This is a genomic window from Methylobacterium brachiatum, from assembly GCF_900113845.1.
Taxonomy (GTDB): Bacteria; Pseudomonadota; Alphaproteobacteria; order Rhizobiales; family Beijerinckiaceae; genus Methylobacterium; species Methylobacterium brachiatum.
The window spans coordinates 24,865-33,087 of the sequence record NZ_FOQW01000031.1 but is presented as its reverse complement, the minus strand read 5'-3'; the positions used below and the strand labels follow the sequence as shown (position 1 = coordinate 33,087).

Genomic DNA, 8,223 nt, shown 5'->3' with positions numbered 1-8,223 from the left:
GTCGTGCGCCCGCCGCCGGCCATGAACAGCATGTCGCCCTGACCGAGCAGCTGCTCGGCGCCCATCTCGCCCAGGATCGTGCGCGAGTCGATCTTGCTGGTGACCTGGAAGGAGATCCGGGTCGGGAAGTTCGCCTTGATCGTGCCGGTGATCACGTCCACCGACGGGCGTTGGGTGGCCATGATCAGGTGGATGCCGGCCGCACGCGCCATCTGGGCGAGACGCTGGATCGCGCCCTCGATGTCCTTGCCGGCCACCATCATCAGGTCGGCCATCTCGTCGACCACGATCACGATGTAGGGGAGGGGGGCGAGGTCCATCGCCTCGTGCTCGTAGATCGCCTCGCCGGTCTGGCGGTTGAAGCCGGTCTGGACGGTGCGGGTGATGACCTCGCCGCGGTCGGGGGCCTCCTTGATGCGGGCGTTGTAGCCGTCGATGTTTCGGACGGCGATCTTGGACATCTTCTTGTAGCGCTCCTCCATCTCGCGCACGGCCCATTTGAGGGCGATCACCGCCTTCTTCGGGTCGGTCACGACCGGGGAGAGCAGGTGCGGGATGCCGTCATAGACGGACAGCTCCAGCATCTTGGGATCGACCATGATCAGCCGGCACTCTTCCGGCTTCAGACGGTAAAGCAGCGACAGGATCATGGTATTGATCGCCACCGACTTGCCCGAGCCGGTGGTGCCGGCGACCAGCAGGTGCGGCATGCGGGCGAGGTCGGCGATGATCGGCTCGCCGCCGATATTCTTGCCGAGGCACAAAGCGAGCTTGTGCTTGCTCTCGGCGAAATCCGTGGAGGCCAGGAGCTCACGCAGAAACACCGTCTCGCGCTTGGCGTTGGGCAACTCGATGCCGATGGCGTTGCGGCCGGGGACGACCGCCACGCGGGCCGAGACCGCCGACATCGAGCGGGCGATATCGTCGGCCAGCGCGATCACGCGGCTGGACTTGGTGCCGGGCGCGGGCTCGAGCTCGTAGAGGGTCACGACCGGGCCGGGGCGCACGGCCAGGATGTCGCCGCGCACGCCGAAATCGCCCAGCGTCGCCTCGAGCAGGGTCGCGTTCTGCTCCAGGGCATCGGCCGAGACCAGGCTCGCCGGCGAGGGACCGCGCGGGGCGGCCAGCAGGTCGAGGGCCGGCAGGGCGTAATCCTCGGGCCGCATCTGCGGCGCGGGCGCCCGGCGGGCCGGGACCGGCGCGGCGGCCGGCGGGGCGACCCGCGAGGCGGTCGGCTCCGGCGCGCGCGGTGCCGCCGGCCGGGCAGGGGCCTCGAACGCGTCCGGCTCGTCGTCGTCCGGCGGCAGGGCGACCCGGCGGGCGGGCGCCGCGACCGGCTCGTCGTGCGCCTCGAAGACCGGCTCGCGCCGCTCCGGACCCGCCTGCGGCGCCTCCTGCAGGTGCTCGGCCCAGGGCAGGTCCGCATCCGTGAAGGCGCGGCGCGCCGCGAGCGCCGGCGAGGCGCTGTCGAAAGGCTCGACCCGGCCGGTCCGCCAGGTCTCGATCCGTCGCGCCAGGGCGAAGCGCATCCGCATCAGGCCCTGGGCGAGGGCGCCGATGCCCACGAGGCCGAGGCTCGGCTCGTCCGCGTCCTCGCGCTCGTCGCGACCCCGCAGGGCCGGATGCCGGGCGGGATAGGGCTCGTCGTGGAAGGAGTCCTCCTCAACGGTCCCGAACCGGCAGGCGCCGGTGAGGCTGAGGATCGCCACCGCGGCGTAGACGAAGCCGACAAGATGAGCCGCCGCCGAGGACACCGCCCCGACGATCACCCGGGCCATCGACAGCAGGCCGTCGCCGGCCACGCCGCCGAGCCCGGTCGGGAGCGGCCAGCGGGCCGTGGGGGGCAGGGCGCTCGCCACGGCGCTCGCCGCGCAGAAGCCGATGATCCAGAGCGCCAGGCGCATGCCTCCCTGCGGCAGGTCGCGCTCGCGCATCAGCCGCACGCCCCAGAGGACGGGGGGCAGCACGAAGGCGAGGGCGCCGAGCCCCAGGATCTGCATGGCGAGGTCGGCCACGACGGCGCCCGGCTGGCCGAGCACGTTGTGGGCCGGATGGTCGGTGGCGTGGTTGAGGCTCGGGTCGTCGATCGACCACGTGGCCAGGGCGACGGTCAGGGCGACCGCCCCGGTGAACAGCACGAACCCTCCGAGCTCCGTCAGGCGCTTGCCCAGGAAGGGGCGAACGCTGTCGACGTAAGTGTCGTAGGGCGACGCGGGACGGCGAAGCGAGCGCATGCGGGACCGGACGCGAACGGGGACTCTCTCGCCCGAGGCTAGTCATGCCGGCCTTAACGACCTGCTAAGGTTGAGGAAGCCTGACCCCGTGCCCTCAGGATCGCGCGGGATCCGGCGCGGGGTGGTGCAAAAACCGCCTCGCTATGGCACAGAACCGGCCATGCATATCGACGGCACGCCCTATCGCACGATCTTCCCGGACCCGGACGGCGTCAGCGTCCAGGTGATCGACCAGACGCGCCTGCCCTTCGCGTTCGAGCTGAAGCGGCTCGCCACGCTCGACGATGCGGCTTTGGCGATCCGCACCATGATCGTGCGCGGCGCGCCGCTGATCGGCGTCACCGCGGCCTACGGGCTGGCGCTCGCCATGCGGGCCGATCCCTCGATGGAGGGGATCGACCGGGCGGTGGCGGCGCTCGCCGCGACCCGCCCGACGGCGATCAACCTGCGCTGGGCGCTCGATCGGGTCGCCGGCAACCTGCGGCAGATCCAGCCGGCCGAGCGCTTCGCCCGCGCCTTCGCGGAGGCCGGCCGCATCGCCGAGGAGGATGTGGCGAGCTGCCGCTCCATCGGCGCCCATGGCGGCCAGATCATCGCCGACCTGCACGCGGCGAACGGCGGGCGGCCGGTCACGGTGCTGACCCATTGCAACGCCGGCTGGCTCGCCACGGTGGATTGGGGCACCGCCCTGGCGCCGATCTACGCCGCCCACGAGCGCGGCGTGCCGGTCCACGTGCTGGTGGACGAGACCCGGCCGCGCAGCCAGGGCGCGGCGCTCACCGCCTTCGAGCTCCACGGCCACGGCGTGCCGCACACGGTGATCGCCGACAATGCCGGCGGCCACCTGATGCAGCATGGCGGGGTCGACCTGTGCATCGTCGGCTCGGACCGGACCACGGCGTCGGGCGACGTCTGCAACAAGATCGGCACCTACCTGAAGGCGCTCGCCGCCCACGACAACCGCGTGCCGTTCTACGCGGCCCTGCCGTTCTCGACGATCGACTGGACGCTGCACGACGGCGTGCGGGAGATTCCGATCGAGGAGCGCGACGGCCGCGAGGTCACCCACATGACCGGCCGGCTGGCCGATGGCGGCTTCGCCACGATCGAGGTGGTCTCCCCCGGCAGCCCGGTGGCCAACCCGGCCTTCGACGTGACCCCGGCCCGCCTCGTGACCGGGATCATCACCGAGCGCGGCATCTGCGAGGCGAGCGAAGAGGGGCTCTACGGGCTGTATCCGGAGCGCCGGAAGGCGGCGTGAGCCGCCTCATCGCGCGCCGGGCCGGCCGGACTCGGCGAGCTGCTGAGCCCGGGCGTTCTGGCGCTCGAACATCCAGCCCGGATACTCGGCCGGCAGCGCGCTCACCGCGTCGAGGCGATCGAGCTCTTCCGCGGTGAGCTGGAGCTTGGTCGCGGCGATGTTGTCCTCGAGCTGATCGAGGCGCTTGGCGCCGACGATCACGCTGGTCACCGCCTTGCGGTGCAGGAGCCAGGCGAGCGCCACTTGCGCCACCGAGACGCCCCGAACCTCCGCGACGACCCGCATCGCGTCGATGCAGGAATCCGCACGGGGCCGGTCGACCGGCGGGAAATCGAAGCTCGCGCGCCGGCCCTCTCCCGTTCCGCCGGAATACTTGCCGCTCAGCAGGCCGCCCGCCAGAGGGCTCCAGATCAGCAGACCGAGGTTCTCGGAGCGCAGCATCGGGACAATCTCCCGCTCGAGGTCGCGGCCCGCGATGGAATAGTAGGCCTGCAGCGTCTCGAAGCGGGCGAGCCCGGCCCGCTCGCTGATCCCGAGCGCTTTGACGATCTGCCACGCCGCCCAGTTCGAGACGCCGACATAGCGGACGTGGCCGTGCTGCACGAGGATGTCGAGGGCCTGCATCGTCTCCTCGATCGGGGTCGCCGGATCGAAGCCGTGGACCTGATAAAGGTCGATATGGTCGAGCTGCAGCCGCTTCAGGCTCGCCTTGCAGGCGTCGATCATGTGCAGGCGCGAGGCGCCGCGGGCATTGGCGCCCGATCCCATGGGCCCGTAGCCCTTGGTGGCGACGACAACGCTGTCGCGCGAGACCCTGAGGTCGCGCAGGGCCTGGCCGGTGATCTCTTCAGAGAGACCTTCCGCGTAGACGTCGGCCGTATCGAGAAAGTTGATACCGGCATCGAGGGCCCGCCCGACGAGACGCCCGGCTTCCGCTTGGTCGAGGGCACCGATCTGGCGCCACATCCCGCCGCCGCCGCCGAAGGTCATCGTGCCGAGGCAGAGTTCCGAGACGAACAGTCCCGTGTTGCCGAGCTTCTTCTGATACATGTGCGCGGGATCCCGTCCGTGTCCGTCGCGACAACGCACGGGGGCGGGAACCGCTGCGCCTCACGGCTCCCAGCGATGGAACACGGCGCTGTCGAAGGCGAAGACCGGCTCGCCGCGCTGGTTCACGCCGGTGTTGCGGGCAAACGCCAGGCCCCAGCCGGGGCGGGAGGCGGAGGTGCGCTTGTCGGTGAGCTTCGTGCTGAACCGGACCGTGTCGCCCGCATAGACCGGCTTGAGCCAGCGCATATTTTTGAAGCCCGGGGAGGGGCCGGCTTCCGGGACGGGGCCGCAGGTGGCCGTGTAGGCGGCGTCGCGGGCGCGGGTGGTGAGCAGCCGGTTCATGTAGGCGGCGGCGGTGTGCCAGCCGGAGGCGCAGAGGCCGCCGAAATGGCTGCGGCTGGCCGCGGCCTGGTCGAGATGGAAGGCCTGCGGGTCGTAGGCCTCGGCGAAGGCCACGATCGCCGCGGCGCTGAACGGGTAGGCGCCGAGGTCGCGGACCATCCCGATCTCGGCGTCGCGCAGGAACGGCAGGATCTCGGCATCCTCCGGCTCGGTCACGGGCCCCGGCTCGCCGATTTCCACCGGGCGCGGCGGCAGGGGATCGGTGCCGCGCCGGGCCAGCATGAAGGTGAAGCGCTGGGTCAGCACCGTCTCGCCGCGCTGGTTGCCGAGGGCGAGTTCCGCGGTCGCGAAGCCGAGCCCCGGCTTCGAGGCCGAATCCCGCATCCCCACGACCCGGAAGGTCAGCGTCAGGGCGTCCCCGGGCAGGACCGGCGCCAGCCAGCGCAGCTCGTCGATCCCCGGCGCGCCGAGCGAGGAGCCGCCGCGGAACGGCCCCTTCTGAAGCAGCCGCATCCCCAGCGCCGCCGTGTGCCAGCCCGACGCGATCAGCCGTCCCGCGAAGGTCCCCTCCGCGGCCGCCTCGTCGAGGTGGAACGGCTGGAAGTCGAAGGCCCGCGCGAAGCCGACGATGTCGTCGCGGCCGACCGTCAGGGGCTCGCCGACGATCACGTCGCCGACGGAAAAATCCTCGACCGCGGGGTCCGGCATGGCAGCCTCGTCGGGTGGGTCAGGGGCTCAGTTGGCGAAGCGGAAATGCAGCACGTCGCCGTCCTGCACCACGTAGTCCTTGCCCTCGAGCCGCAGCTTGCCGGCATCCCGGGCGCCGGATTCACCGCCCAGCGTGGTGTAGTCCTTGAACGCGATGGTCTCGGCGCGGATGAAGCCCTTCTCGAAATCCGAGTGGATCACCCCGGCGGCGCCGGGCGCGCGGGTGCCCTTGGTGATCGTCCAGGCCCGGGCCTCCTTGGGGCCGACCGTGAAGTAGGTCACGAGGCCGAGGAGATCGTAGCCGGCGCGGATCACCCGGTTGAGGCCGGGCTCGGTCAGCCCCACCGCCTCCAGGAACTCGGCCTGGTCGGCCTCCGGCATCACGGCGATCTCGCTCTCGATCTTGGCCGAGACCACCACCGCCACGGCGCCCTCGGCCTTGGCCCGGGCGAACACCGAATCCGAATAGGCGTTGCCCTTGTCGGCGTCGCCCTCGTCGACGTTGCAGACGTAGAGGACCGGCTTGGCGGTCATCAGGCCGAGGGACTGGAAAAGCTTCTCCTCGTCCGGCTTGCGCTCGACGAGGCGGGCCGGCTTGCCCTCGCGCAGCAGCGGCAGGGCGCGGTTGACGAGGTCGAGGGTCTCCTTGGCCTCCTTGTCGGCGCCCTTGGCCTTCTTCTCCAGGGCGACGGCCCGGCGCTCCAGGCTGTCGAGATCGGCCAGCATCAACTCGGTCTCGATGGTCTCGATATCGGCCGCCGGATCGACCTTGCCCTCGACATGGGTGACGTCGCCGTCGGTGAAGCACCGCACCACGTGGGCGATGGCGTCGACCTCACGGATGTTGGCCAGGAACTGGTTGCCCAGGCCCTCGCCCTTGGAGGCGCCGCGCACCAGCCCGGCAATGTCCACGAAGGTCAGCCGCGTCGGGATCTTTTCCTTCGAACTCGCGATCCGGACGAGGTCGTCCAGGCGCGGATCCGGCACCGCCACCTCGCCGACATTCGGCTCGATGGTGCAGAACGGGTAGTTCGCCGCCTGGGCGGCCGCCGTCTGCGTCAGCGCGTTGAACAGGGTCGACTTGCCGACGTTCGGCAGGCCGACGATGCCGCATTTGAAGCCCATGATCCGTCCTAATGGTCCGCCATGATCGTTTCAGGACCTGCCTGGAATGGGTCCACGATCGTAATGCCCTCGACCTCGCGGCCGTGTTGAAAATCCTCCGAGAGGAGGTAGCGACATCCCGCCCGGATCGCAGAGCCGAGGATGACGCAGTCCCACCACTGGAAGCCGGTCTGAGCGCGCAGAGACCATGCGCTCGCAATGAGCTCAAGGTCCGTCGCGCCGTGCGACCATGTTTCGATCGCCAGGGTCGTCCGCCGCACCTCGTCGGCCGCGACGCGAATCCGGCCCCGCAGAAGGGCGTTGTGAATCTCGCCGAGAACTTGCGGGCTGACCACGGCGGTGTTTCGCGCCGACAGCGTCGCCAGCCAGAGCCGGGCTCGCTCCTGCTTCTCGGGGAAGCGGTCATCCCGGGCATAGAGGAGGACGTTCGAATCGATGAAGACGCGCGGGGCCCCGGGTCTCTGCTCACTCATCGTAGAGCTGGTCGCGCGACGGCGCGCGCCCATTCTCGTCGAGGACGTGAAGCGGCGGTCCGGCCAGGAACTGCGCGAGGGCCTCGCTCTGCGAGATGGGGCGGCCGACGCGCTGCTCCACCGTCTCGGCGACGAAGCGCGACAGGCTCTTGCCCTCGTGCGCCGCCGCCACGCGGGCGCGGCGCAGCAGATCCTCGTCCATCGTCACGGTGACGTTCTTCATCGCAGCCTCTGCCGGCTATATCGTGTTCCCGTGTTTTCGTGTCAATTTTTCGCGCCGAGCGTCTTCACCTCGTCCCAGCCCCGGCCGGCCATGGCGAGGTGGACCTTGTTCTGGAAGCTCGCATCCTCGCCCGCCGCCAGCAGGGCGACGTGGTCGGCGACCGCGTGGCAGAGATCCTCGACCCAGGGCAGCTCGGCCTTGCCGAAATCGTTGAGCACGTAGGAATGCACCAGCGCCTTGTCGCCGGGATGGCCGATGCCGAGCCGCACCCGGCGATAGTCGTTGCCGCATTGGGCGGTGATCGAGCGCAGGCCGTTATGCCCGGCATTGCCGCCGCCCAGCTTCACCCGGAGCCTGGCCGGGGCGAGGTCGAGCTCGTCGTGCAGCACGATCACGTCGCCGAGCGGGATCTTGTAGAAGCGCTGCGCCTCCGAGACCGAGCGCCCGGACTCGTTCATGAAGGTCGAGGGCTTGAGCAGGATCGCCCGCTCGGTGCCCAGCACCACCTCGGCGGCCTCGCCCTGGAACCGGTGCCGGAACGGGCTCGCCCGGTGCTGGCGGGCGATCGCGTCGACGGCCAGGAAGCCGATATTGTGCCGGTTGTTCGCGTAGCGCGAACCGGGGTTTCCGAGGCCGACGATCAACCGCATGGCAGAGTCCCTGGCGCGCTTCCGGTCATGGGGCATCCCTTTCGGGGCGGTCTGTGGCACGCTTCCTCGCGCGACGCATCCTCGATCGCTGCAGCATCGGGGGCGATGACGGCGAGATGGGTTGCGGGCGCCGGCCCGTGCGCGCGGCGCGCAAGCG

The 8,223-nt window shown here is 70.5% G+C and carries 8 protein-coding genes; 1 reads left to right on the top strand and 7 read right to left on the bottom strand.

What is annotated here, in order from left to right:
- Positions 1 to 2,234, bottom strand: a 2,234-nt coding sequence (locus BMZ47_RS26615; RefSeq protein ID WP_091865294.1) for a DNA translocase FtsK, incomplete at its 3' end; no start/stop codon positions are given.
- Positions 2,235 to 2,394: 160 nt separating this feature from the next.
- Between BMZ47_RS26615 and mtnA the strand changes: the two genes are divergently transcribed.
- Positions 2,395 to 3,495 (top strand): S-methyl-5-thioribose-1-phosphate isomerase, encoded by a 1,101-nt coding sequence (gene mtnA / locus BMZ47_RS26610; RefSeq protein WP_091865292.1) that lies wholly within the window; start codon positions 2,395 to 2,397, stop codon positions 3,493 to 3,495.
- Positions 3,496 to 3,501: 6 nt separating this feature from the next.
- On the opposite strand, the gene BMZ47_RS26605 is transcribed toward mtnA, so the two are convergent.
- From BMZ47_RS26605 to pth, 6 genes are read right to left on the bottom strand one after another with little or no spacing between them, the layout of a single operon-like run.
- Positions 3,502 to 4,545, bottom strand: a complete 1,044-nt coding sequence (locus BMZ47_RS26605) for an aldo/keto reductase (protein WP_091865289.1) — start codon at positions 4,543 to 4,545, stop codon at positions 3,502 to 3,504.
- 60 nt (positions 4,546 to 4,605) lie between these two features.
- Positions 4,606 to 5,595, bottom strand: a complete 990-nt coding sequence (locus BMZ47_RS26600) for a MaoC/PaaZ C-terminal domain-containing protein (RefSeq protein WP_091865287.1) — start codon at positions 5,593 to 5,595, stop codon at positions 4,606 to 4,608.
- A gap of 27 nt (positions 5,596 to 5,622) precedes the next feature.
- Entirely contained in the window at positions 5,623 to 6,720 is a 1,098-nt protein-coding gene (ychF, locus tag BMZ47_RS26595) for a redox-regulated ATPase YchF (RefSeq protein WP_007559194.1), read from the bottom strand.
- Positions 6,721 to 6,728: 8 nt separating this feature from the next.
- Entirely contained in the window at positions 6,729 to 7,226 is a 498-nt protein-coding gene (locus tag BMZ47_RS26590) for a PIN domain-containing protein (protein WP_091865285.1), read from the bottom strand.
- Complete coding sequence (locus BMZ47_RS26585; RefSeq protein ID WP_091865283.1) at positions 7,186 to 7,416, bottom strand: hypothetical protein; 231 nt, start codon at positions 7,414 to 7,416, stop codon at positions 7,186 to 7,188. The genes BMZ47_RS26590 and BMZ47_RS26585 overlap by 41 nt, the downstream gene beginning before the upstream one ends.
- A 41-nt stretch (positions 7,417 to 7,457) precedes the next feature.
- A complete protein-coding gene (gene pth / locus BMZ47_RS26580) occupies positions 7,458 to 8,066 on the bottom strand; it encodes an aminoacyl-tRNA hydrolase (RefSeq protein WP_091865281.1) in 609 nt (202 codons plus the stop codon).
- Positions 8,067 to 8,223: the final 157 nt, after the last annotated feature.